Raw genomic sequence first — 21,069 nt, 5'->3', positions numbered from 1 at the left:
GCGACGGACACCCTGCTGGAAAAGCCCATGACCGAGGCGGAGCGCACCGACTTTATCCGGGGAATCCGCAGCCAGACGGATAAGCTGGACTTTCTCTTTCAGGCCCTTGTGAAAACCTCCCGTCTGGAAACAGGCGTGATCCAGTTGGACAAGAAACCGGGTCGCCTCTTTGATACCGTGGCGCAGGCCATGAGTGGGATCGTGTATGCAGCGGAGAAAAAGGAAATCGCCGTGTCTGTGGACTGCCCGGAGGATTTGACCGTTTCCCATGACAGCAAGTGGACATCCGAAGCTCTCTTTAACTTGCTGGACAATGCGGTGAAGTACACCCCGGCGGGCGGGAAAATCGCTGTGTCGGTGGTGCTGTGGGAAATGTATGTGGAGATCAAAGTGACCGACACCGGCAAGGGCATTTCCGAAAGCAATCAGGCTGCCATCTTCCGGCGCTTCTATCGTGAGGAAGAAGTACACGAACAGCAGGGCGTGGGCATTGGCCTGTATCTGGCTCGCGAGATCGTAACGCGACAGGGCGGCTATATCAAAGTGGTTTCGGAGCCGGGCAAGGGTTCGGAATTTTCTATTATGCTCCCTACAAAATAAAGCACACTTATAACAGGAGAAAACACCATGAAAAAAATCAATTTTTGCAAAGCAACAACAATCATCTTAATAATCAATGTTATTTTATCTATTGTTTTATTTTTCGTTGTTCCTGATAAAATAGCAATTCAATGGGTAGGTACATCCCCCAGCAATGCAGTAGATTCTTACTATGTATTTTGGGTTCCGGTATTGTCAGTGCTTTTTGCTTTTGCGGGAAAACCTATTTTTACAATGTTCCTGTTTAGATTGTGGAATAGAACTAACGAGCATTTAGTGACATACTTAAATTTGTGTCTGCAAGTTGTATTTCTTACTTGTGAAATCTATATCGGATTATATAACCTATGTAATTTTAATGTTGCCATTAGTATAATTCTCATTGTGGAACTTATGATAGATGTGGTGATTGGATTGAAATTATTTCACAATCAATCTATCTAAAAGATTGTGTAGTATGTTTCGGCGGACGGCCATTTCCGGCTGCCCGCCGTAATTTTTTTTGAAATGTCCGAGCGTTGTAACATTTCACCCCGATTTTCAATGAAATTTTTTAGCCGCTGTAACATTTCGCGGACATTTGGGTTTTACAATAGCCTTATCAACAGGCAGAAAGCCTTGAAAGGAGTTTTGAGTATGAGCGTTTTGCAGACGATTGATCTGAAAAAGTATTACGGCACAGAGCCGAACATTACCCGCGCCCTTGATGGTGTAAACTTCTCCGTGAACGATGGCGAATTTGTGGCCGTTGTGGGAACCTCCGGCAGCGGCAAGTCCACTCTGCTTCACATGATGGGCGGGCTGGACACTCCCACCAGCGGAACCGTGATCGTCCGGGGCGAAGAACTGGCAAAGAAGAACGATGAACAGCTCACCATCTTCCGCCGCCGCAACATCGGTTTTATCTTTCAGAACTATAACCTTGTTCCCATCTTGAATGTGTATGAGAACATCGTCCTGCCGGTGGAGCTGGACGGGGACACGGTGGATCAGAAGTTTTTGGACGAGATCGTTCACCTGCTGGGACTGGAAGATAAACTGAAAAATATGCCGAACAATCTTTCCGGCGGCCAGCAGCAGCGTGTGGCTATCGCCCGCGCCTTGATTACCAAACCGGCTATTGTGCTGGCCGACGAGCCGACCGGCAACCTTGACAGCAAGACCAGTGCCGAGGTGCTGGGGCTTATCAAGCGTACCAGTGCGGAGTTCCGGCAAACTGTTGTGATGATTACCCACAATGACGACATAGCCCGCCTTGCAGATCGGATTGTCCGCATTGAGGACGGCAAGATTGTGGAATAAGGAGGTGGTAGGCTATGACATGGCCTTTTGAGAATGATACCAGTGCGATCACGAAAAAAATTGCTAAAAACGATATAGATAAAAACCGAGTTAAAAAAGTTTTCTCGCTTGCTACGATAGTCTTTGCAACAGCACTACTTATGATGTTGGCTATGTTTGAAAGCGGATATGAAACTACAAAAGATAGAATGGCAGAAGGGCAACCACAAGTTGTTTTTTATGATCTTTCCCAGCAGCAAATTGAGTTGTTGTATTCAGAGGAAAATATCGAATCTATCAAAGTAACTGAAACAGAAAATGGATATGACGCTTCAATTACCATTGTTGATGCCACAAAAATGACGCAATATGGTTTTTCTTCTGCGGTCGATAATATATCTTCAAAATATGACATTCATCATGTAAGAAGAAACGACTTATTCATGGATAGTTTGCCCAACGGAGGACTATTAAATCAGAAAAACATGGTTCTTATGGGGGTGGCAATCTTCATTATAATTGTGAGTGCTTTAGTAATTTACAATGTTTTCTATTTATCTGTTGTAAATCAAGTGCGGCAATTTGGGCAGCTTCGTACTGTCGGAATGACACAGCAGCAAACAAAGAAAATCATCCGCTACGAAAGAAAAATTTTATGTAGAATTGGGGTTCCGATTGGTCTACTGATTGGTGGCCTTGCTGGATATTTGTTGCAACCTGATGGTTGGGATTGGATCGCTGCGGTATTCTGGGGGATAATCATTAGTCTTATCATCAATTTCGTTGTAAAAGTATCGTTAAATAGACCTACAAAAATAGCCCTCAGCATTTCCCCGATCCTTTCCAGCAAATATATGATGGAACGCTTTGATTGTAAGGTTACTAACAAAGAAAAACGAAAATTATCTTCTTTGGGGCTAGCAATCATAAGCATAACATCACACTGGAAAAGCATTTTAGTTTCTGTGCTTTCTTTGGGCCTAAGCGGGCTTTTATTCGTCTTAGCTGCGACATACACCGCTTCCATTGATCCAGAGTCTATTGTAAAGAAAGATGTCTACCAGTATGGACAATTTGCGATTGAAACTACTGGTAAATACAGCGAGAAAGTTTCAGAAATTGAAAACTTCAAACAAAAGATAATGGAGTTTCCAAACATTAGCAATATAAAGCAAGTTGTTGAAACAGATATTAGTTGGGCAGGGAAAAATAGCACAGGCAAAGATCAACTTTCTATTATTACCGCTAATGACTTTGCTTCTATTCAGCAATTCAGCGAATCAGGCGATTTGGATTACCAACAGCTTGTTCAATCTAACCAGATTGTTGCTGTAAATGGTGTAGAAGGTATTTCTAAAGGCGATACAGTAGAATTTACATTTGGGGATGGCACCCAAAAAACTTATACAGTGGGAGGCATATTAGATGGTGATCTGTATTCAAATACAGCAATTTATGGCGGCTGGTTTTTAATGCCCACTGAATTGATAGCAGAAAATTCGGTTTCTTTTAATGTTTCTATTAGGTTGATTGTAAAGGCAAATGATACCGGATTGGAACACACCACAATATCTTTAGAGAAATTAGTGGATATGTCAGATGGATTAACACTGACGACTATGCAAGAAGCGATTGCTTCAAAAGAAGCTACTATAAGGCAGGTAGGAATATCTATCATAGGCGTAACACTATTCTTGCTGCTTTTTAGTATCATTACTTTCGCAAGTACAATCATTACAAATATAGCAACAAAAAAGCGGGAATACGCTATGTTTCAATCCATCGGTATGACTAGGAAACAAACAGAAAAAATGGCACTATGCGAAAGTTGTGTATTGGCGATAGGGAGCTTGATACTTACTCTGATATTGGGAATTATTTTAGGGCAGATATTGATAAAAGGCTTGATAAGTGCAGGGATTTTCTATTTGTCATATACATTTCCATTAGCATTGTTTACTGTATATTGCATTGTGGTGGTTCTGATTATTTTGATGATTACTATTTCCGCTTTTTACAGTTTACAAAAAACTCCGTTGGTTGAGAGATTACGGATTGTAGACTAAGGAAGTAGACCCAACTAATATAAAAGTGTCCGAGCGTTGTAACATTTCACCCCGATTTTCAATGGAATTTTTTGGCCACTGTAACATTTCGCGGAGATTTGGGTTTTACAATGACCTTATCAACAAAAGAGCACGCATAACGGAGGCGACGCAATGGAACTGACCCCGACATTGATTTTGAATCTGGTGCTGCTGATCGTCCCACCCGTTGTCCTTGTGCTGGTGTTCCGGCAATGACTGGCCCGGCACATCCGCTGGACGGTTGCCTTGACTGCTCTCTGTGATGTTCTCCTATTTTGGGATGAACTGTTCTACTATGAGAGTTTCGGTCTGTTTGCTGTGCTGCTTCTGGTACTGTTGGCGGCCACTGGCGCAGCAGTTTTCCGCATTTACCCCAAGCAAAGGAGGCGAACAATATGGGCAGAATTTTAATATTATCCGTCACTGACCACGAAGAACATATACTCAATAAAATTATGGAAACTATCGCAAACGAGCCGGAGCTTAACCATATTGCGCCTCCTCTCCCTTGCAACATTCTTTCTTTTACAAATCTGGAAATCCGGCTGAAGGAGCAGACAGTGTCCTGCAGCGGTCAACTTGTTACTCTGACTCACCATGAGTTTGCTGTCCTTACATATCTGGCTCGTCATCCTGGCTGGGTATTCTCAGCCAGCCAGATTTATGAGGCCGTATGGGATAGAGACGGTGAACGCTGCGGCACTGCCGTTGCCAGTATCATCAGTCAGATCCGGCGCAAGTTGACGCCGGATACACCAAAGGGTGGCTATATCCGCACTATACTGGGCAGTGGATATAAATTTAGCAGTTCTCCCTTTTAAGTCAGTAAGAAAGGCTCCGAGGCCGTAATGATCTCGGAGCCTTTCTCATTGACTTAAATCTTAAACAATTTGATCGCCTTCAACAAAATAATGCTCAATTCCTGGTACAGATCCTCATCCAGCACGCCGTCAATAATAGCATACTTGAGCAGCAATGGTCGATACATCTGTAAGATCGCCGTAATGGCATCCTCGTTTCCGTCCTTGGCACTGAGGAGCAGACACTCAAAATTCATCTCTTGTCACCTCCTTCAATGCTCTTTCTGATTTTCTGGATCGTCCTGTAGTAAAGTGCAGCCACCCCTTTGTAGGACAGCCCAAACTTTGCTCCCAGAGTCTCGAAATCTTCTTCCTCCAGCGTTCGAGCCAGAAATATCTGGCGTTCCCGTTCATTGAGTTTCTGCAACGCCTCCAGAAGCGCTCCATTCTCAATGACATCCATAAGCGGTAATCTGTCCAAGACCACTTCCTCTGAGCTGGGTTCAGACTCATAGACCACTTCCACAGTACTCTCTATACTGCTGCGCTTATAAAACTGGATCAAATAATCTTTTCTGCGGCGCTTGACCGCCGAAACTAAATATGCTGTAAACCTGAATTGCAGGTCATCTTCTGCCTGCCCATTGTTCCGTTGCCACATGGCTTTACCTCCAAAAGTCTCAAGAATTCCGATGGATTTCCTGAGCTTCTGGCGGTGACCTGCACCGGACAAAACCTGGCTGTGATAGAGAAAAACAGCCAGCTTTGTACCAATGGACAAAACCAGCTGTTCCTTGAATTGCTGCATCGAGCAGTTCAATAGATACCGTCCGAGCAGGCGGAGGTTTTTCCTTATGTGGAGAGAACTCCCTTGTCCTGCCTCGACGATGCACCCCTATTGAGAGCCGTTCATGAAAAGCCGTGTGTCCTGGAGTTATGAAAGCAATGAACTGCTCGATGTCGTGGAATCCTTTCTCCATAACATCGTTACTCCCTGTCCGCAGTTATGCGGACGGCACACAGGCGGCCTGCATCATCCCCTTTCTTTCGCGATATGGCAGCGCAACGCTGCCGCCCTGCTAATAATTATTAAATTGTGAAATAATACTTTTTTCAAATGCTATTCCAGCTATTCTATTAAATTAAAACAAAAGGCGGCCTCCATCCTTATTGCCAGGATAAAGACCGCCCTCTTCTTCCGATTTTCATTGGGTACTGTACTGATCTCATACCCCCACCTCCACTTATCGAGTTTTCATTGGTTTTGGGATCACTGCCATAATCATAGTGTAACTGACAGTTTTCGGAAACTCTTGGAGTAGCATTGGAATCGCTTTCGAGCAAAAAGAAAATCATTCGACATTATATGACAAAACAAGCTCTAAAACGGACACACTACTTTGCAATCTTTCTTAGTGTTCCGCTTTAGAGCTCTTCCTTTATTTTTTCCATAAAGTTGTATCTTCCATCGCTACCTGTGCCGTATCTGGATGGATATAAATGATTTGGAGTCCTTTCTTCTTGGCGTAGTTGACCGCCTGCTGGGTTCCAGACCGCATATTGTGTGCATTATCATAGACAGCTATCATATATCCGGCCTGCTCCACCATATAGTAATTGCGTTTCTTATAGCTTTCACTTGATGGCGTTTCACACAGTATTAAGACCTTTTCAGCATATCTGCGAATAAAATCCATCCTCTTTCGGTGCCAGTCATCCCAGTCTGAATCGTAACCCTCAAAAGGGAGCGCCAAGCACAATTCCACATCTTGATATGTTTGCTGTTCTTTCATGCGCAGCAGTATCTCCGCTGCCCACATATCAGCGCCCATTGCTCCTCCAACCCAAAAGCATCGTACTCCCTGGTTATAAAGTCGTATGAGTTGCTCCTGCAGACACTTTTTAATCCGTTGGCAGCGTTTATCCTTTTCATTATATTTGAACTTAAATCTGGTCGGCCTGTGGCCTGTAATCACACACGAAAAACTGTTCATATGGTTCTCCTTTCCCGTCATACTCCTCTGCATATTATACTTGCCATAGACGAGATAAATCAACCATGACCGCTTAATAATCCATGTCATAGCGGATAAAATGTAACTATAGCATGGAGGTGACGCATGGAAAATCTATTGAAAGATATGGGTAAACGGATCTTCGACCGGAGGAAACAACTGAATATGACCCAAGAAACTCTGGCAGAGCTGGCTCATGTCACACCACAGACCATCTCCACCGCAGAACTGGGGCAAAAGGCTATGCGGCCTGAGACAATCCTCAAAGTCTGTGATGCACTTCACATCAGCACCGAGTATTTGTTGCGAGGCGTCATCACAGAAGCAGATTCTTCTCTTCTTATGAAGAAGATTTCCACACTAACGCCCAAACAATACAGGCATTTTGAAGATATTTTAGACAGTTTTATCGCGGCCATACAGGAAGAGGCATAGGAGCATCACTGGCTCCCATGCCTCTTTTGATTATCCCCTGCTGCGGAACGCAGATAAAGTACTGGCAATCAGGCTGCGTGTCCTATCGTCCATTTCCGGATCATCGTCCACTTCCTGTGCAGTCGAAAGCATCACAGGCGCTGCAGGCTTCTCCACCAATCTGGCTGTGGGAATCTGCTCTTTTGCTTTTTCCTGTCCCATACCTTCCTGCCGCAAAATCTCTTTGACAATAGCCACCACCGCTTCTTTGCTGATGATTGAAGCATTTAGCGGCTGTGGCTCTTGCCCAAAGTGCTCATTATAGTAGACCACTGCATTTGCCACATATTGCGCTTTTGTGCGGGGACTCTGCAATTCCAGTAATCCAATGGCCGTCTCGTGTATGGGATCGCCCTCATTAAAGCGCAGCGTAAACCGTCCTCGTTCTTTTTTCTCGCCCATACCATCACCTGCCTGCTGTTTCAATCCGGTACAGATACTCATAGCCATCCGCATTTGCATTGATTTTCGATACGAAGAATGGTGCTCCCACCTTGCCCGAAGTTTCGATCTGCCGCTTCAAAAGAATGGCACCGCCGCCTACAAATACTACCTTGCAATATTGCAAGTCCAACATTCGCTCCCGCAACGTGCTGAACAGGTCATTGATAAATTCCTGCGCCATCTGTTCTGTCAGCCGTATGGCTGCATCCGGATATTGAGTCTTTTTTCCCATCAGTATGGCATCCACATCTCCTTCATCCAACAACAGATCCAGCTCCGAATTCACCTTTGAACGCACCTTATTGTACAACAGGATCACGCCATTTTCTAACGAATCACAGGAGGTAAGATCAATCTCTCCGTTTTTCATCAGCAGATAGTCAGCAGTAAACCCACCAATATCCAAAATTACCGCCTTTGGCTCTTCAACAAGCGTGTGAAGCATGGTGGCCGCCGCTGCATATGCCTGTGGAAAGCAGGCCACATCTTCAATATAGATGGAATACGGCTTGCCCTGCACCTCAAATTCTACCATTCCCCGCTGCCCAAAGTATTGTATAAACCGCTCCACCTGGGCGCCAAAGTGTGCCGGCGGCAACCCTACTGCCAGTTGGATACGCTGAACCTCCGAGGAATATGCTCCCCTCGCTTCAATCTCACCAGCCAGAGCAAATAGGGTCAGGATAAAGAAGCGATCGTCCTCCGTTTTATCTTTCCGATAAGGAATCCGCTCAGTAGACAGCGTATAGTAGGTATTCTGATACCTCAGCACATTCTGTCCAAAGGGACGGGTGACACTCTGCTTAAGACCGGACACAAAGGGGTTGCAATGAACCGTTTTAATTTGTTTGTTGCCATGATCAACGCCAATAAGCATATGTAATGCCTCCTTTTTGCTTTATACATATCCTTTACGCCTATATGACGCCTATTCTCAACAATCACACACTATTTTTATGAAAACAAAAAGCAGGAGACCCATCATAAAGGTTTCCCGCTTTTGGCTGCTTCATAATGTGCGCAGCTAATATATATTTGATTGTTCTATTCTGCCATACCTTGCGGAACTTCAAATTTGTATCCGCTCCCCAAAACAGTACGGATATAACCCGCTTTCGGCATATCCGGTGTCAGTTTTCTGCGGATCTGACCAATGACGCTGGCAACGGCTGTTCCGCAGTTTTCACCATCCTCACCCCACACTTCTTCATAAATCTGCCCGGCAGAAAATACCCAGGACGGGTGGTTTGCCAAGTATACCAATGTCGCAAATTCCCGATGGGTCATAGAAATTAACTCGCCGTTTCGGTGTACCGTTCTCTCCTTCAGGCGAAGCTCCAATCCCGGAAAAACAAGAGTATTACAAGGGTGAAATGACACAATATGGTCAAATCCTGGCTCGGCTGCAATAATCTCCATAATTCTGCTAAGTATGTATTCTTCATGGTCTGTTACCGACAATACAAAGATTTTTCCCATATGTCCCTCCCTTATTCATAATTAGAATGCTGATACCCTGCAGCCAATATAAAGTTTACTTGTTTATTTCAGTAATAACGACTGTTCCGTTTTTATCCAGCAAAGGGGTAATCCCCGTATCATGGACAAGGTAGTTTACACCTGTTTCGGTGTCTACAACAATACTCAAGGAAGTTCCCTGTGTATAGATTGTTTCAAAGCGCTTTTCTTTGTTTGCCATAGTAATCCACTCCTTTGCATAGTGTAAGGTATCAGCATTTCTAATTTATTACTCTATGATAAAGGCCAAATGTTGCAGAAATCTCCTAACCGCTTTCTTTTTCGGCAAGAAAACAGGCGGAATTGCTTCATTTTTGTAACAATTCAATTTTTATCTCATTTCAGGCCGAAGAATAACCCGTTTGAATAAGAACATTGTTGCACCAAAATAGGTCAGGTAGATTGCACAGAATAGCAGGATCGTCACCAAACCATAAAGAGGCACAAGTCCCTGCTGCAAGATTGCCTCTCCGAAAAAGAACTGTGCCCCTACTATCAGCAAAACCGTCAGCAAAAGAGGGAATAGCAGTGGGATCAAAAAGACTGTGGACAGTTCCCTGCGTATCAGGGAGGCTTGCCTGTGCCCCGGTACACCCAAACGGTCAATGACTGCATAATTCTTCTGGTTTTTGTCTATGGCAGAAAGCTGCTCGAATGCAAGAACCGAGCAGGATAGAATGATGAAAATAATGCTTAAATACAATCCGCAGAACGAAATAGCTGTAAATCCCGTCAGCGAATTGGCAACGCCCCACGCCTTTACTGTAACACCCATCGTTACTTTTTCCGGGAGCTGTTGACCGGACTGCAATTCCAGCTGCCATTTCCCACTGTTCAGGAATTGCTTCAAGTCGCTTTTCAATTCCGGGTATCCGCCATCTTCCAGTTTCATTGCCAGACGGATTTTTCTCCGACTAATTGTGAAGCTGCTTCATCCGGCAGAACAAGTACATATCCCTTCGTTCCGGCCATTTGATACTGCTCCATCGGCTCCGTCAGGATTGGTGTCTCTGCAATAGTCAAGGTTCGACCATTTAATGTGATCTCCGGCTGCTGCTTCAAGCCCTGCCGGATTCCGTCCATATAGTTCCATGTATCACAATGAACCAAAAACTCGTTGTCGCTCATGGAAACAGGAAAAAGCCCCAAAATCTCACGCAGGTGGTTATAGTCGGACAAGGACAAGGCTTCGATCGGTTTTTCAGGAACCGCATACAGATAATAGCTCACAGAATCCTCGACTCCACAATGCTCCTCTGTAAAGGAAACGATGGAATCCATGCTGGATTTTTCCAAAGGTGCATCAATCGCCACGCCTGCATCATAGGGATAATAGGCTTTCATGTTGGCTTTGTAGCCTGCTCCCATTGTAAGCCCCACAAACATGGTTGTCAGGGATATGGTTAAAAGAATCGCCACCACAGCCATTGTCCGGCCAGCAGAATGGATGCGCCGCCCAATCTGCCCCAGGAAGAACAGATTTTCTTCTTTGTACTTATGGCGCAGATTTTGTTTTGCAAATCGGTGCAGCAAAAGCGGAATCTGGCGATGCAGCTCGTAAACACCCACCAGAATGAGCAGGCAGGCTCCGCCAAGGTACAAAAATGCTTCATTGGTTTGTGTCTGAAGCATCCGCCCAAGCAAAATCACGCCTGCAACCATTGCGGCTATTGAAAGCAATACTACCAAAAGACTATGGCGGAATGATTTGAAACGGTATTCTTCATTCTTGCGGTTATCATACAGCAAATCGATTACTTTCTGATGCCGGATAATCTTTGCTGCTCGGAGCATCCCAAAACCATACATCAAGGCAAAAAACAAAAATGTTACTGCCCAGGCCCGGAGAGAAAAGGAAACCTGATAGGTATGCGGCACCTCAAAGATATTTTTTACTACCTGATTCAGCAAACCGGAAAGTCCTGTACCAACCAAAGAACCAAGCAGAAAGGCCCCTGTACCGATGATACTGTTTTCAGCAAGGAACAAATTCCGTACTGTCTTTGCTTCCATGCCAATCAGTTCGTAGGTTGCAAACTCCTTTTTCCGTCGTCCCAGCATAAAGCGGATCGCATAACCGATTACAAACGAGGACATAAAAGCAACCAGAGCTGACATAAGCAAAATTCCAGTAGTCAGCATCGACATATTTTCTGCCATAGCAAGAACATCTGATGAAAAGCCCAATGCCAAAAATGAGTACATCAATGCCGCAGTCAAGGTAAGCGTCACCAAGTAAATGATATAATCCCGCAGGCTTCTGCGGATATTTTGAATTGCTAACTTCCAGTACATATCTTCCTCCCATCACCTTACGCTATCGGAGTTGCTGCGAATCGAACGCTGGAACAGCAGCCATGTACTGAGAAAATAGCAACTCAGCAGCAAAGCGAAAATCCCGACAATGATACCTATTTGCCGCATCAAGGCTCCGTAGCCAATATAAGCTGAGATTTCAGCAGAAACATTTTGAAGAAAATAGCCAATCACAATAATTGCTACAACGATTGCCGCTGTGATCGGCATCCCAAACCAAACACCAAGCTGTTTTAGAACCAAAGTATGCAGGTCCTTCTCTTCCACTCCCATTTTTCGCAGAACCGAAAATCTGTAGTTGTTTTTTTCTGCATCTAGGAGCTGCTGAAGAGCCAGCACGGTAAGACACATCACCATCAGCACAATTGCACCATAGATCAAGGACGCTTTTAGGATAAAGTTAAGGGCGATTATACGGTTCACTTCCGTAGTATGGACAGTTGTACTGTATCCTGCCAGATTGTCTTTATCAGGATCTTCTGGATAAGAACGCCCAAGAAGCTGTTCCAGCATTTCTGCCGTTTTGAAGGGAAGCGGATATTGGGTCATCACAAATCGGTTGCTCTGTACCGGAAGCAAGACTTGCGCTATCTCGTCAGGTATGATATACACCACATCTGTATAAAGATTATAGATGGATTCCCCCACAGGCTCCTGAAACACGGCGTTCTCACTGAGTTTCAGGGTGCCTGCGTCAGTTTCCAGTAAGGTATGCTCAGCGATGTAGTTTTCAATATCCTTGTCCTCTGCCGCACGATGCCAGTGGGTAGCAAATTCATCCGTTTGTAAGATAATAGGTTCATATCCCAACATTTTCCGAACAGCGTTATAATCCTTCAGTGCAATTGCCAAGGGAGGAAAATCGTACTTTACCCGCTGGTGAAAGTCGCTTTTTTGGGGAAGATATTCCGAAAAAGTCAAATCGTCCTTTATCGCTATGTTGTTTTGTTCTATGAACGCAGTAATTTCCCCATAGTCTGTATCCGGAAGATTTTCCACTTCATAAACATCGTTGTAGCGGCTTGAAATTTGAATATCATAGACTGCCCGACTATCCAAATAGCCCAGACTCCATCCTGTCAAAACTGGCGCAATGACAAACAAGCAGATAGAAAAAGTCAGGGTCACACAAATTATCGTCATCGTTTTCGTATTGGTAGCCAGCTTAGAGGAAAGCTGTCCAAACAGAAATAAACTCGTATTGTGATATTTGCAGGACACTTTAGACTCCTTCCAGTATAGGAGCGCCGCATTCGATAAATAAATGACTGCGGAAATGATAAACAAAATATCCGCAACCCCAAACAGCAAATATTGATTCAGAGTTGGGGCGTCAAATCCAAGGAAGTAGGCTTTTTCCAGTTCTGCGATGGAAAAAATCGGGATAGCGGTCAATACAGCACCAGCCAGAAGCCCGCAAAGATATCGGGAAAATCCTATTTTTCTGTGTAAAACAGCACCTGCGATTGCCCAAAGCAGCGTCAGTGCAGGGAATAGGACATTCCCCCAATACATGAGCTTTACAGGAAGCGGATGTCTGGGATCGAAGTAAAAATGATATTTTACAGCACCTACCTCCAGCATCCACAGCAGCATAATGCCATAGAAAATACAGATCATCGGCATCCATCTGCTTTTATGAAGCGGTTTTTCATTCTGACGGTTTGCCGTCATAAGCTCAATAATCCTGCTTTTGTTGAGAATTCTGACATTCCCGACTCCAACCAGAATCTGGCAAATAACAAAGAAGCCCACGGTCAGTAGCACGGTATCTGGAAAAAAAGACCAAGAAAAAGCGTAGGGTTCCCCAAAAGAAGCAAGCAGCATAGCCGTAATGACCTGAGAAACGATCATCCCCAGAAGGATTCCCACCGATACAGAGAATATGAGCAGGAAAAAAGTCTCTCCAAAAAAGAGCAGTCCTATGGTTTTTTGCTCCATTCCCAGGGTTGCCTCAACTGCAAACTCCGATTGTTTTTTTCTCAGCATGAAACGATTGACATAGTGGATCAGGAACAACAAAAGCAGACTAATCCCGCAAATTGCCAGTTTCATACCTCCAGCCAGCAGGGAAATATTATATTCCGCACCAATGGTCGGATGATAATGGGTGCTGCTGATAGACAAAAACGCATAGAACAGGGTGACACAGAGTGTCATGGTCACAATATAAATCAAACAGTCCTTCACAGACCGCTTTGCATTTTTGAAAATGAGTTTAGCGTACATCGCTCATGCCCCCTCCCATCATGGTGAGGACATCCAGGATTTTTTCAAAGAAAGTCCTGCGGGAATCACCACCCTTACGGATTTCCGTGAAGATCGCGCCATCCCTCAAAAAGAGAATGCGATTGGCGTAGCTTGCCGAGAAAGCGTCGTGTGTCACCATCAGGATCGTGGCTCCGAGATCTTCGTTGATACTCTGAATCGTAGAAAGCAGCATCTGGGACGAATGACTATCTAACGCGCCGGTGGGTTCGTCCGCCAAAATCAGCTTAGGCTGGTTGATAATGGCTCTGGCACAGGCGCACCGCTGCTTCTGGCCGCCGGACACCTGATATGGGTACTTATCCAGAATATCCATGATATTCAGCTTTCCGGCCATTTCCCGCACCCGTCCATCGATCTCGCCTGCTGGAACCTTGTTGATGGTCAGCGCCAGGGCTATGTTTTCCGAAATGGTCAGCGTGTCCAGCAGGTTAAAATCCTGGAACACAAATCCAAGATTTTCCCGGCGAAACCGGGCAATCTGTTTTTCATTGATTTCCGTCACATCGGTCCCATCCAGATAGATATGTCCCGCACTGACGGTATCAATGGTGGAAATACAGTTGAGCAGGGTGGTCTTGCCGGAACCGGATGCTCCCATGATTCCTACAAATTCCCCCTCCTGAACGGAAAAGCTGATGTCCTGAATTGCTTTTGTAACATTCCCACTATTGCCATAATATTTTTGGATATGATCCAGTTTCAAAATTTCTTTCATTGTTATCACCTCTGATCTCTATTGTAAAATAAGAGCGGCTTCGTTTGTATCAAGTTTTCTTACAAAGTTCTAACAAAAATGTAAGAAGTGCAGAACGGTTCTCAGCTCTGCACTTCATGAATCAAACAGTTAATATGAAAAGAAAGGGAAATTGCTGTGCCATGTTCCGACGACTCCGCCGTAATGCCAATGCCCAGCTTTTCACAAAGCCGTTTGCATAGGTACAGGCCAATGCCTGTGGACTGCTGGACCATACGACCATTCTGACCGGTAAATCCCTTTTCAAAGATACGGGGCAGATCGGACGCAGCAATCCCGATTCCATTGTCCTCCACGACAAGAACAACCTGATCCTGCCGTTTATGAGTAGAAATGCGGAGAACCGGCTGTTCCGTACGATACTTGACCGCATTGGCAATCAGTTGGTTCAGAATAAAGCGCACCCACTTTTCATCTGAATAAACCGTGTCCTGCATTTCCTCCACTTCCAGACGCATACCACTTTGGAGCAGCAGATATTTATTATCTGCAATCGCCTGATGCACCACTTGGGACAGTGCCATTTCCCGGACAGAATAATCTTTCTCTGTATGCTCACTGCGGGCATAATAAAGAGCCTGTTCGGTAAAGCGATTTGTCTTTTCCAGTTCCAGCAGAAGTTCTTTTGTCCAGTCCATCCGATGGTTTTCACATAGAAGTTTCATGGCAGTAATGGGCGTTTTGATTTCGTGAATCCATTGTTCAATGTATTCCTTGTACTCCAGGCGTTCCCGCTCGACCTCCCCGATCTGCTCCAACATGGATTTTCCAGCCATTTTCAAAAGCTGATAGTAAACCTGATCCTCGGCCTGTTCCGGCAGCTCCATCACTTCGGAAATGAGGTATCTCTCGGAGAGCTGCTCCGCCATATCCAGAAGTTTTTGCATCTGCCGCTTTCGTTTCCAGTAAGTGAGGACAAGTCCCGTCAGCAAAATCAATGCCCATACGATCAGGATCAATACTACTGCGGAAACCGAATTGCCGCACACCAGCAGAAATACAGTGAGCGCAGCCATACAAACAAGGTTCGTCAGCAGAAACGGCAGCCTGTTTTTCCAATATCGTCTGCTGTTCATATCGTGTACCCCTGTCGGTGCTTTGTCTTGATAAAATCCGTCAGGCCGATGCCCGCAAGTTTTTCCCGGATGCGGTTGATATTGACGCTCAAAGCATTGTCATCCACATATAACTGATTGTCCCACAAATACTCAATCATATCTCCACGAGAACAGATTTTTCCTCCGTTCTTGAAAAGGTAATAGAGAATCTTCAATTCGTTTTTGGTAAGTTCTACGCTCTGTCCATTATAGTCCAAACTACTGGATTCCAGATGCAGCACCGCATCTCCATAGACGATCTGCTCCCGTTGCTGTGCGGGATAGGCTTTCTTCAGCAGGGAAGCGATTTTTGCAAGCAGGATCGCTGTGTTATAGGGCTTCGTGATAAAAGCGTCCCCACCCAGCATGATGCTATTTAGTTCGTCCATATCCGTGTTGCAGCTTGTCACAAAAATAATCGGCACCTCGGAAAATGTGCGAACCTCGGTGCAGAGAGAAAAGCCACTGGTTCCCGGTAGCTTGATGTCCAGTAAAATCAAGTGTGGCTGTTCGGCTTTGATCCGATCAATCACATCAGAAAAATCTTCCGGAGCCGCCGCTTCATAGCCATTGCTTTGCAGCAGCGTTTTCAATTCATTCCGTATCAACGGATCATCTTCTATTATCAATATTTTTTCTTTCATATCAGCCTCCGTGAAAAAAATAATATTCTATGATATAGTCGCTCATGCTCCCATTGACATTTGCATCAGGCGAATATAAAAATGCAGCCTTAATGCGTTAGGAACCTTATCCCTCAACAAATGAAAAATGGTAAACTTATATTTCTTCAACATCAATGACATGATATCCTTTTTGTTTTAATGCCTTTGCAAACAAACCCATTCCAGAAACTAACTTTCCAGTGAAGCTACCATCATATATCTGATTAACACCACAGGTAGGGCTTCTGGATTGTAATATAACTAAATCAATCTCTTCATTCTGAATTTTCGATAATGCAACTGCCACTGCCTTATTATATTCTAAACTAACATCATTTCCGTTTTCATCAACTACTCTCCCATTCACAATTTCTGCGCAGGGTCTGGGAGTTTCCATTCCTGCTAATACTTCCGGGCAGATAGAAATCACTTCTTTATCTTTTAAAAAATGGATAGCTGCTGAATTTTTGTTGTTTTTCCCATTATATTTACAGTTCTCTCCCATAATACAGGCACTAACCAATACTTTCATATTTGTCACCTCAAAGCCCAATGGCTTGCTCGAACAGTCCACAATAAAGTCCTTTAACGAATAGTCGAGATTACCAGTCTGTCAACGCACCATAGACGACAGTTCAAAAGCAAACTATGTGTTAAAGCAAACTACCCTTTAACCCTTTTTTGAAAACCAGTACAGCTCTTTCGGTTCCCCAAAAAGACATCGTAACAAGTCGATAGCTTTCCTTTTCCATTTCTTCTATTTTTGCATTGATTTTCTCTGTTACATTTTCCACGGTAATTCCTTCTACTAATTCTGTCCGATACATTATATTTTACCTCCATAAGCACTCAATTCAAAACCAATTCGCTTTTTCTGCTTTGAATTGAGGGGTATCGCCTTCCTGGTATGGATTATAGGTATTGCGATTACACCCAAATTCTTTTAATGCCTTTATTTTATTATCCTCTGTCCATTCAACCAGCGATATTCCATCAAATTCCTCTATACTTCCATTGTTCATTTCATTTTTGAAATACCACTCCACAATCGTTTGATCTTCCTTATGAAAAAATTGCTTGATTTCCCAAATAACCACCTTGCCACGGGTATTCCATTCCTGAAACCAATGCTTTACTGTTTTTCGGTTGTTATACTGGGGACTCCAGCTTTCTGTATAGATCACATCTTCTGTAAAAATATCATCAATCCCCATATCCTGCTGATTGAGCCACATATCAAACCATAATCGGATTGTTTTTTCTCGTTCATTCATGATATAAACACCTCACCATTCTTTTGTCTTACCTTCGCGTTTGTTCTGCATAACCTGGGTTTGATATACGAGAACAGGAATCAGAGAAACCAGGGCAAGCACACCAAAAACTACCGAACATTTTGCAACCGCAAATATTGCGAACATGAGCAATATCAGCAACCACGGATTACGCAGATTTCTGTAATAGTTTTCCTTGTCCTCATAAGAAGTATGAAGTTCAAACGGCTTACCGTCATTATCTTTTTCTACGATCAACAGTTCCCGATTAAAGGTGGTGGCATTTGTTGCTATGCGTCCGCCTTTTTCAGCCCATGGCCGTAGGCGTACTTTACCAACAGAGTAGTTCAGGTTGATGTTTTTATAAAATACTTTGTAACCCATCCCCTCTAAAAACTCATGATAATCGGATGCGTTGGCCTTCGATTTTTGCCCGATAAACTCCACGCAGTATTTTACCTGATCCGGTTTACACTCCTCAAATTCATACAACATTTTTTCCGCCCGAATCAGACGATAGCCCTTTTCAGACATTTTATTCAGCCAATGTTCCTGGGCAGTCAACAAACCGCCAAAGAAACGATAATACTTTTTGCTCATACCGCACCTCCAATAATTCCATTAGCCACGCCTACAAGTTCATTGAGCCTTATCAGCTCCTTTTCTGCAATTTCTTTTCCTTGCGTTGTAATGAGATATTCTTTTTTCCGTCCCGCACTATCTCCAAAAGGTGCAATCCAGCCTTTTTCCTGCAACGAGTTCAACGCACCATATAAAGTACCTGCCCCCAGCGTGAGCCGCCCTTTTGTATTGTCTTCAATAAATTGCATAACAGCATATCCATGTTTCGGGGTATAAAGGGAGAGCAAAATAAAGAATGTCACCTCTGTGAGCGCACCGCCTTTCGCATTGTCTCGCATAACACCTGCCTCCTTATTACGGTTACTGTAATAAATATATCACTAACCGTAATAGAAGTCAATAACGATCCAAAATATAACAGCAAACTTAAAAAGCGGGGCAGCACACGCCGCCCCGCCGATCCTATATGCTTATTCCATCGCTCGCATTTCTTCCACAAGCGATTGATTTTTCTGCCTGCGCATTGTCCAGAAGGACAGAATCACCTCCAGGCCAAACAGTACCAGAACGAACAGCCCCATTTGCAGGAAGGGGAAGGAATATGGCATTGCTACATGGAAAGTCATTTCGCTGAATTTTCGGGCAAATATCACTGCAATCGGGAGGCCGACTGCCAGGGTTGCCAACGCAGCAGAAAACGCATAGCAAATTCCCTCATAGATGGTCATTTGACAGAGCTGTTTTCTGGTCAGACCGATGGCACGAAAGACGCTGTTTTCCCTCTTTCTGGACATCTGATTGGAGAGGGTGGTGTTGATGAGATTAACCACGCCAAAGAGAAATACCAGCCAGGACAGCGCCTGAAACCCTCCAAAAACGACCCGGTTTTCCATTTCCTCATAATCCTTATGTATCCCAATGGTATCCAAGTCAAGATCCGGATTGGAAGAAATGATCGCACTCAGACTGTTTTCAATCTGCTCCGCCTTTTGGGGATCGCTGACAATGCTCCAGGAATAATCAAAACAATCAATCATAGGCATTGCTTCCTGAAACAGCTCTTCGGTTGCAACCATGCAGGTGCTGTCCAATGCCAGAGGACCATGACCATTTTTAAGCCCATCGTTTATGAACAGACCGGAAACAGTGACAGGAATCTCTTGATCCCCTATGGTAAGTTTTATAACTGACCCCACATCTACACCGATCATATCTTCTGCATATTCCATATCGAGTGCAATACTATGGGAATCTTGAGGTAAAGTTCCGGACACAAGCGCCGCTTCCATCTGATCCCTGTTTCGGTCACTCAACAGATCACACATTCCGCCGGAAGAACTCTCCTCATTTTCAAACCGCACATGAACCGCCTGACGATTCTCTATCACATCTGTTACGCCGTCTACGGCCAGCACTTCCTGCCGAAGCGCTTCATTCAAAGGATTTCCTTTTGACATTACCTCATATTCTGTTTTTTCAGAATGGATATAGATTTTATAATCCCCATCCGGGAAATACTGTCTTGCGATCCGCTCCGGCGAACGAACCAAAAGAATAGAAGCTGTCACCAAAAGGATCACCCCGCCCAGACTCAGGGAAGCCACGATACTGATCGTCTTTTTGCGGTCACGCCTGAAATTTGCAATTCCCATGGAGAGGGGATTTAACCGCATATTCTTCTTATGTGTGTGGGTCTTTCCGCTCTGATTGCCGGTAAAGCGGACTGCTTCAATCGGGGAGATACCGGCGGCAATCTTTACCGGTCTGCGGATCGCAATGGATACCATAAACCAGCCAAGCAGTGCAGTCAAAACAATCGCAGCAACATAAAATGGCAGATGAAACCCACGGGGAAACAGCGCAAACCCGGCTGCACATCCCAGCAAAATACCGATACCAATGCCAGCCCATCCTAAGAAACGGCCTTCTTTTTTGACAATACGGCGGATCTGTTTTGGCGTTGTTCCGATAGTCCGCAGTTGTCCATAACTTTGGATTTTGTCATTGATAGAAATTCGGAAGATACTTTGTATCACAACATACCCTCCGATGATGACCAGAACTGCAATTCCGGCAACCAGCGCCAGCATACTGACATTCACAGGCTGCTTATAGAACTTCATATAGCTGAGGTTCATGATCGGCATTTCCAGCTGATATTCCTTGGCAATCTCCCGGCTGCGGGCAGTCAGCTCTGTTTCATCCATTTGCTGCTCATTCTTAAAATGCACATAGGCACGATAATCAGCGGGGTCATAGCCGCTCCATCCTTTCAGGGCTTCTTTGGAAAGAAGGATGGAAGATCCATTTACCTCTTTTTCCTTATAGCCTTCCATAATGCCAGTCACCGTGTATTCTCCGTGAAAGCTCTCGCTGCTTAGCATAACCTTTTCGCCAATCCCGGCGTCTGCACCATAGTTGGAAAGGAAATAACGGCTCACCACCACCTCATCCTCCTTTTGGGGCAGTCGGCCTTCCAGCAGCTTCATCTGGTCACGGGCAATATACATCGTTTCCTCATCACAATAAATATAGGAGGCATTGTATCCCTGCTCCGTAGGTTCCACAGCCAGCATGTAATACTCTCCTACCCTTGAGAAGTCATCCAGCCCCTTCAGGGTGGACACATCTTCTTCGGTAATTCTGGTATAGACCGCCTCATAGGTATCCTCCACATGATTTTTCTCTATCTGCCGGGTAGACAAAGCCATCACAATCGAAAAACAGATCAGACAGGATGCCAGCGCAACGGCGATCACCACCATCAAATTCCGGCGTTTTTCGCTTTTCAAACTCTTTCTTGCCAGTTTCCTGACAATATTTCCTGTATCATTTTCAAATGGTACTGTCATTTTGATCATCTCCTTTAAGTCTTATATTTCTGCTGTCAG

General features: G+C 44.5%; 25 protein-coding genes. 6 read left to right on the top strand and 19 right to left on the bottom strand.

All coding sequences use genetic code 11. The annotated features are described in order from the left end of the window. The 5 genes from DWZ82_RS05175 to DWZ82_RS05150 form a co-directional block, all read left to right on the top strand. A partial coding sequence (locus tag DWZ82_RS05175) for a sensor histidine kinase (RefSeq protein WP_147356904.1) occupies positions 1-600 on the top strand: 600 nt, incomplete at its 5' end. 27 nt (positions 601-627) lie between these two features. Continuing rightward, positions 628-1,044, top strand: a complete 417-nt coding sequence (locus DWZ82_RS05170; RefSeq protein WP_117715690.1) for a hypothetical protein — start codon at positions 628-630, stop codon at positions 1,042-1,044. A gap of 192 nt (positions 1,045-1,236) precedes the next feature. After that, positions 1,237-1,902: an ABC transporter ATP-binding protein gene (locus DWZ82_RS05165; protein ID WP_055158491.1), complete on the top strand. Its 666-nt coding sequence runs from the start codon at positions 1,237-1,239 to the stop codon at positions 1,900-1,902. A gap of 14 nt (positions 1,903-1,916) precedes the next feature. Beyond that, entirely contained in the window at positions 1,917-3,947 is a 2,031-nt protein-coding gene (locus tag DWZ82_RS05160) for an ABC transporter permease (RefSeq protein WP_118479246.1), read from the top strand. 416 nt (positions 3,948-4,363) lie between these two features. After that, positions 4,364-4,789, top strand: coding sequence for a winged helix-turn-helix domain-containing protein (locus tag DWZ82_RS05150; RefSeq protein ID WP_118479244.1), 426 nt, complete (start codon positions 4,364-4,366; stop codon positions 4,787-4,789). 53 nt (positions 4,790-4,842) lie between these two features. Here DWZ82_RS05150 and DWZ82_RS05145 read toward each other — a convergent pair whose 3' ends face one another. The 3 genes from DWZ82_RS05145 to DWZ82_RS05135 all read right to left on the bottom strand — a co-directional run bounded on the left by DWZ82_RS05145 (position 4,843) and on the right by DWZ82_RS05135 (position 6,762). Then, on the bottom strand, positions 4,843-5,025 hold the full coding sequence (locus DWZ82_RS05145; RefSeq protein WP_118479242.1) for a helix-turn-helix domain-containing protein: 183 nt from the start codon (positions 5,023-5,025) through the stop codon (positions 4,843-4,845). Next, positions 5,022-5,588 (bottom strand): sigma-70 family RNA polymerase sigma factor, encoded by a 567-nt coding sequence (locus tag DWZ82_RS05140; RefSeq protein ID WP_243022887.1) that lies wholly within the window; start codon positions 5,586-5,588, stop codon positions 5,022-5,024. Before DWZ82_RS05140 ends, DWZ82_RS05145 begins: the two co-directional genes overlap by 4 nt. Positions 5,589-6,207: 619 nt before the next feature. After that, entirely contained in the window at positions 6,208-6,762 is a 555-nt protein-coding gene (locus DWZ82_RS05135) for an SLOG family protein (protein WP_118024189.1), read from the bottom strand. Between the two features lie 126 nt (positions 6,763-6,888). Here DWZ82_RS05135 and DWZ82_RS05130 point away from each other — a divergent pair, with 126 nt between their 5' ends. After that, the gene (locus DWZ82_RS05130; RefSeq protein WP_118479240.1) at positions 6,889-7,218 is read left to right on the top strand and encodes a helix-turn-helix domain-containing protein; all 330 of its coding nucleotides are present in this window, start codon (positions 6,889-6,891) and stop codon (positions 7,216-7,218) included. Positions 7,219-7,248: 30 nt separating this feature from the next. Here the strand turns inward: DWZ82_RS05130 and DWZ82_RS05125 are convergent, their stop codons facing one another. The 16 genes from DWZ82_RS05125 to DWZ82_RS05060 all read right to left on the bottom strand — a co-directional run bounded on the left by DWZ82_RS05125 (position 7,249) and on the right by DWZ82_RS05060 (position 21,030). Then, positions 7,249-7,659 carry a hypothetical protein gene (locus DWZ82_RS05125; protein ID WP_117497766.1) on the bottom strand — a complete coding sequence of 137 codons (411 nt, stop codon included), beginning with the start codon at positions 7,657-7,659 and terminating at the stop codon, positions 7,249-7,251. Between the two features lie 4 nt (positions 7,660-7,663). Next, positions 7,664-8,578, bottom strand: coding sequence for a ParM/StbA family protein (locus tag DWZ82_RS05120; RefSeq protein ID WP_118479238.1), 915 nt, complete (start codon positions 8,576-8,578; stop codon positions 7,664-7,666). A gap of 167 nt (positions 8,579-8,745) precedes the next feature. Continuing rightward, on the bottom strand, positions 8,746-9,180 hold the full coding sequence (locus DWZ82_RS05115; protein WP_118479236.1) for a winged helix-turn-helix domain-containing protein: 435 nt from the start codon (positions 9,178-9,180) through the stop codon (positions 8,746-8,748). Between the two features lie 55 nt (positions 9,181-9,235). Next, positions 9,236-9,400 carry a DUF6440 family protein gene (locus DWZ82_RS05110; protein ID WP_117497604.1) on the bottom strand — a complete coding sequence of 55 codons (165 nt, stop codon included), beginning with the start codon at positions 9,398-9,400 and terminating at the stop codon, positions 9,236-9,238. Between the two features lie 150 nt (positions 9,401-9,550). Further along, positions 9,551-10,111, bottom strand: coding sequence for a hypothetical protein (locus DWZ82_RS15550; RefSeq protein ID WP_243022886.1), 561 nt, complete (start codon positions 10,109-10,111; stop codon positions 9,551-9,553). Then, positions 10,108-11,514: an ABC transporter permease gene (locus DWZ82_RS05105; RefSeq protein ID WP_243022885.1), complete on the bottom strand. Its 1,407-nt coding sequence runs from the start codon at positions 11,512-11,514 to the stop codon at positions 10,108-10,110. Before DWZ82_RS05105 ends, DWZ82_RS15550 begins: the two co-directional genes overlap by 4 nt. Before the next feature lie 12 nt (positions 11,515-11,526). Continuing rightward, positions 11,527-13,764, bottom strand: coding sequence for an FtsX-like permease family protein (locus tag DWZ82_RS05100; protein WP_118479234.1), 2,238 nt, complete (start codon positions 13,762-13,764; stop codon positions 11,527-11,529). After that, complete coding sequence (locus DWZ82_RS05095) at positions 13,754-14,521, bottom strand: ABC transporter ATP-binding protein (RefSeq protein WP_118479232.1); 768 nt, start codon at positions 14,519-14,521, stop codon at positions 13,754-13,756. The genes DWZ82_RS05100 and DWZ82_RS05095 overlap by 11 nt, the downstream gene beginning before the upstream one ends. Before the next feature lie 101 nt (positions 14,522-14,622). Beyond that, the gene (locus tag DWZ82_RS05090) at positions 14,623-15,636 is read right to left on the bottom strand and encodes a sensor histidine kinase (RefSeq protein WP_118479230.1); all 1,014 of its coding nucleotides are present in this window, start codon (positions 15,634-15,636) and stop codon (positions 14,623-14,625) included. Then, on the bottom strand, positions 15,633-16,301 hold the full coding sequence (locus tag DWZ82_RS05085) for a response regulator transcription factor (protein WP_118479228.1): 669 nt from the start codon (positions 16,299-16,301) through the stop codon (positions 15,633-15,635). Before DWZ82_RS05085 ends, DWZ82_RS05090 begins: the two co-directional genes overlap by 4 nt. A 136-nt stretch (positions 16,302-16,437) precedes the next feature. Next, complete coding sequence (locus DWZ82_RS05080) at positions 16,438-16,854, bottom strand: DUF523 domain-containing protein (RefSeq protein ID WP_077138745.1); 417 nt, start codon at positions 16,852-16,854, stop codon at positions 16,438-16,440. Positions 16,855-16,975: 121 nt separating this feature from the next. After that, on the bottom strand, positions 16,976-17,149 hold the full coding sequence (locus DWZ82_RS15100) for a hypothetical protein (protein ID WP_158575090.1): 174 nt from the start codon (positions 17,147-17,149) through the stop codon (positions 16,976-16,978). Positions 17,150-17,176: 27 nt separating this feature from the next. Next, positions 17,177-17,596, bottom strand: a complete 420-nt coding sequence (locus DWZ82_RS05075) for a nuclear transport factor 2 family protein (protein ID WP_118479226.1) — start codon at positions 17,594-17,596, stop codon at positions 17,177-17,179. Between the two features lie 12 nt (positions 17,597-17,608). Further along, the gene (locus DWZ82_RS05070) at positions 17,609-18,196 is read right to left on the bottom strand and encodes a DUF2812 domain-containing protein (protein WP_002578898.1); all 588 of its coding nucleotides are present in this window, start codon (positions 18,194-18,196) and stop codon (positions 17,609-17,611) included. Continuing rightward, positions 18,193-18,516, bottom strand: a complete 324-nt coding sequence (locus DWZ82_RS05065; protein ID WP_002578897.1) for a PadR family transcriptional regulator — start codon at positions 18,514-18,516, stop codon at positions 18,193-18,195. The genes DWZ82_RS05070 and DWZ82_RS05065 overlap by 4 nt, the downstream gene beginning before the upstream one ends. Before the next feature lie 132 nt (positions 18,517-18,648). Continuing rightward, a complete protein-coding gene (locus tag DWZ82_RS05060; RefSeq protein ID WP_118479224.1) occupies positions 18,649-21,030 on the bottom strand; it encodes an FtsX-like permease family protein in 2,382 nt (793 codons plus the stop codon). Between the last annotated feature and the right edge of the window lie 39 nt (positions 21,031-21,069).

The sequence above is a fragment of the Butyricicoccus sp. AF35-5AC genome (assembly GCF_003477715.1).
Taxonomy (GTDB): domain Bacteria; phylum Bacillota; class Clostridia; order Oscillospirales; family Butyricicoccaceae; genus Agathobaculum; species Agathobaculum butyriciproducens.
Note: the sequence above shows the minus strand (reverse complement) of the source record. Positions and strands in the feature narration are given on the sequence as shown.

What these genes read in the sequence shown, in the direction of transcription:
- DWZ82_RS05170 (WP_117715690.1), top strand. Translation starts at nt 628, where the DNA reads ATGAAAAAAATCAATTTTTGCAAAGCAACAACAATCATCTTAATAATC.
- DWZ82_RS05165 (WP_055158491.1), top strand. Translation starts at nt 1,237, where the DNA reads ATGAGCGTTTTGCAGACGATTGATCTGAAAAAGTATTACGGCACAGAG.
- DWZ82_RS05160 (WP_118479246.1), top strand. Translation starts at nt 1,917, where the DNA reads ATGACATGGCCTTTTGAGAATGATACCAGTGCGATCACGAAAAAAATT.
- DWZ82_RS05150 (WP_118479244.1), top strand. Translation starts at nt 4,364, where the DNA reads ATGGGCAGAATTTTAATATTATCCGTCACTGACCACGAAGAACATATA.
- DWZ82_RS05145 (WP_118479242.1), bottom strand. Translation starts at nt 5,025, where the DNA reads ATGAATTTTGAGTGTCTGCTCCTCAGTGCCAAGGACGGAAACGAGGAT.
- DWZ82_RS05135 (WP_118024189.1), bottom strand. Translation starts at nt 6,762, where the DNA reads ATGAACAGTTTTTCGTGTGTGATTACAGGCCACAGGCCGACCAGATTT.
- DWZ82_RS05130 (WP_118479240.1), top strand. Translation starts at nt 6,889, where the DNA reads ATGGAAAATCTATTGAAAGATATGGGTAAACGGATCTTCGACCGGAGG.
- DWZ82_RS05125 (WP_117497766.1), bottom strand. Translation starts at nt 7,659, where the DNA reads ATGGGCGAGAAAAAAGAACGAGGACGGTTTACGCTGCGCTTTAATGAG.
- DWZ82_RS05120 (WP_118479238.1), bottom strand. Translation starts at nt 8,578, where the DNA reads ATGCTTATTGGCGTTGATCATGGCAACAAACAAATTAAAACGGTTCAT.
- DWZ82_RS05115 (WP_118479236.1), bottom strand. Translation starts at nt 9,180, where the DNA reads ATGGGAAAAATCTTTGTATTGTCGGTAACAGACCATGAAGAATACATA.
- DWZ82_RS05110 (WP_117497604.1), bottom strand. Translation starts at nt 9,400, where the DNA reads ATGGCAAACAAAGAAAAGCGCTTTGAAACAATCTATACACAGGGAACT.
- DWZ82_RS15550 (WP_243022886.1), bottom strand. Translation starts at nt 10,111, where the DNA reads ATGAAACTGGAAGATGGCGGATACCCGGAATTGAAAAGCGACTTGAAG.
- DWZ82_RS05105 (WP_243022885.1), bottom strand. Translation starts at nt 11,514, where the DNA reads ATGTACTGGAAGTTAGCAATTCAAAATATCCGCAGAAGCCTGCGGGAT.
- DWZ82_RS05100 (WP_118479234.1), bottom strand. Translation starts at nt 13,764, where the DNA reads ATGTACGCTAAACTCATTTTCAAAAATGCAAAGCGGTCTGTGAAGGAC.
- DWZ82_RS05095 (WP_118479232.1), bottom strand. Translation starts at nt 14,521, where the DNA reads ATGAAAGAAATTTTGAAACTGGATCATATCCAAAAATATTATGGCAAT.
- DWZ82_RS05090 (WP_118479230.1), bottom strand. Translation starts at nt 15,636, where the DNA reads ATGAACAGCAGACGATATTGGAAAAACAGGCTGCCGTTTCTGCTGACG.
- DWZ82_RS05085 (WP_118479228.1), bottom strand. Translation starts at nt 16,301, where the DNA reads ATGAAAGAAAAAATATTGATAATAGAAGATGATCCGTTGATACGGAAT.
- DWZ82_RS05080 (WP_077138745.1), bottom strand. Translation starts at nt 16,854, where the DNA reads ATGAAAGTATTGGTTAGTGCCTGTATTATGGGAGAGAACTGTAAATAT.
- DWZ82_RS15100 (WP_158575090.1), bottom strand. Translation starts at nt 17,149, where the DNA reads ATGTATCGGACAGAATTAGTAGAAGGAATTACCGTGGAAAATGTAACA.
- DWZ82_RS05075 (WP_118479226.1), bottom strand. Translation starts at nt 17,596, where the DNA reads ATGAATGAACGAGAAAAAACAATCCGATTATGGTTTGATATGTGGCTC.
- DWZ82_RS05070 (WP_002578898.1), bottom strand. Translation starts at nt 18,196, where the DNA reads ATGAGCAAAAAGTATTATCGTTTCTTTGGCGGTTTGTTGACTGCCCAG.
- DWZ82_RS05065 (WP_002578897.1), bottom strand. Translation starts at nt 18,516, where the DNA reads ATGCGAGACAATGCGAAAGGCGGTGCGCTCACAGAGGTGACATTCTTT.
- DWZ82_RS05060 (WP_118479224.1), bottom strand. Translation starts at nt 21,030, where the DNA reads ATGACAGTACCATTTGAAAATGATACAGGAAATATTGTCAGGAAACTG.